Here is a 2169-nt window from a genome sequence, read left to right on the forward strand (position 1 = left end):
GCCCGCGACGGCGCGGGCCCTGTCGTCGGCGGCGGCGCGGGGGCCCTCGGCCGCGGATCCCCCGGCGGCGCTGCGGTCGACGACGCTCACTCGACCAGGCTCCGTCCCGTGAGGCGGAGGAAGACGTCCTCGAGGCTGGAGCGGCGCACGAGCGTGGTGATGGGCTTCAGGCCCTGCTCGAGGATCCGGCTGAGCACGGCCTCGCCGTCGGACGCGTAGACGAGCACCCGGTCGGGCAGCACCTCGACGCGGTCGCCGTACCCGGCTATCTCGCGCGACGCGGACTCGTTGCGGTCGGAGCCGAAGCGCACCTCGAGCACCTCGCGGCTCGAGTGGTCCCGGATGAGGGACGCGGGCGAGCCCTCCGCCATGATCCGGCCCTCGTCGACCACCACGATCCGGTCGCAGAGCTGCTCGGCCTCGTCCATGTAGTGCGTGGTGAGCACGAGCGTCGTGCCCTGCTCCTTGAGGCGGAACAGGCGGTCCCAGAGGATGTGGCGGGCCTGCGGGTCGAGGCCGGTGGTCGGCTCGTCGAGCAGCAGGATCCGCGGGTCGCTGATGAGGGCGCGCGCGATCGTGAGGCGCCGCTTCATGCCGCCGGAGAGGTCGTCGACCTTGGCGTTCGCGCGGTCGCTCAGCTGCGCGAACTCGAGCAGCTCGTCGGCGCGCGCCGCGACCTGCTTGCGCGGCAGCCCGAAGTAGCGGCCGTAGACGATGAGGTTGTCGCGCGCCTTGAGCTCGAGGTCGAGGTTGTCGGCCTGCGGCACGACGCCCAGCTGCGACCGGATCTCCGGCCCGTGGGTGTCGGGGTCGAGCCCGAGGATGTCGAGGGAGCCGCCCGTGCGCGAGGAGACCGCGCCGATCATGCGCATGGTCGTGGACTTGCCGGCGCCGTTGGGCCCGAGCAGCCCGAAGGACTCGCCGGGCGCGACCTCGAAGGAGAGGCCGTCGACGGCGACGTGGTCCCCGTACTTCTTCACGAGGCGGTCGGCGGTGATGACGGGGGTGGGCACGATCAGCCAGCCTAGGGAGCGGGACGGCTTTCCACCATGGGCGGGAATGCCCCCGATCGCCCGGAGCCCATCGGCACCCGGCGGACGCCCCGCATGCGGCGCGTAGAGTCCTGGGGGCGGTGCGATGCGCCCGATCCCGGGCCTCCGCCCACCTGCGGCTGCCGTCGAGGATCCCGTCGCGTCGCCGTCCGACCTCGCTCACCACCTCCGGAGACCACGCATGAGCACCGCCCGCCCCGAGACCGCCGCCGCGCCGCGCGCCCGCTCCCGCAACCCGTTCGCCCGCCGCGACTCCGCCGACGACGGCCCCCGCGCGCGCTTCTCGGAGCTGCTGCCGTACATCCTCGAGCAGCGCGGACTCATGGCCTTCGTGGTGGTGCTCAGCGTGCTCGGCGCCGCCGCGAGCCTCGGCCAGCCGCTCCTCGTGCAGCGCGTGGTGGGCGTCGTGCAGGAGGGCGGCCAGCTCGGCGTCCTCGTCTGGGCGCTCGTCGGGCTCGTCGTCGTGTCCGGCGTCCTGTCCGGCTACCAGCACTACCTCCTGCAGCGGATGGGCGAGGGGATCGTGCTGTCGTCGCGCCGCACGCTCGTGCGCCGGATCCTCCGCCTCCCCATCTCCGAGTTCGACACGCGCCGCACGGGCGACCTCGTCTCCCGCGTCGGCTCCGACACCACGCTCCTCCGCGCCGTCCTCACCCAGGGGCTCGTCGAGGCGATCGGCGGAGCGGTCACGTTCCTCGGCGCCATCATCGCGATGCTCATCATCGACCCCGTGCTCCTCGGCCTCACCGTGCTCGTGGTCGCCGTCTCGGTCGTCGCGGTCGTGGGGCTGTCCGGCCGGATCCGCATCGCCAGCCAGCGCGCGCAGCGCAAGGTCGGCGACCTGGCCGCGAGCGTCGAGCGTGCCATCGGCGCGATCCGCACCGTGCGAGCCAGCAACGCCACCGACCGCGAGATCCGCGCCATCGAGACCGACGCCGAGGGCGCGTGGGAGATGGGGATCAAGGTCGCGAAGGCGTCCGCCGTCGTCGTGCCCATCGCCGGGATCGCGCTGCAGGCGTCGTTCCTCGTGGTGGTCGGGGTCGGCGGGTACCGCGTGGCGGCCGGCGCCATCACGGTCGGCGACCTCGTGGCCTTCATCCTGTTCCTCTTCCTCATG

Annotated in this window: 2 protein-coding genes; one reads left to right on the forward strand and one right to left on the reverse strand. The window is 73.3% G+C overall.

What is annotated here, in order from left to right; translation table 11 throughout:
* Positions 1-86: 86 nt before the first annotated feature.
* Entirely contained in the window at positions 87-1013 is a 927-nt protein-coding gene (locus DZG00_RS14865; protein ID WP_041464267.1) for an ABC transporter ATP-binding protein, read from the reverse strand.
* Between the two features lie 220 nt (positions 1014-1233).
* Between DZG00_RS14865 and DZG00_RS14870 the strand changes: the two genes are divergently transcribed.
* The coding region (locus tag DZG00_RS14870) for an ABC transporter ATP-binding protein (protein ID WP_147360041.1) at positions 1234-2169 on the forward strand (936 nt) is incomplete at its 3' end.

The organism is Clavibacter lycopersici, assembly GCF_003576405.1.
GTDB lineage: Bacteria > Actinomycetota > Actinomycetes > Actinomycetales > Microbacteriaceae > Clavibacter > Clavibacter lycopersici.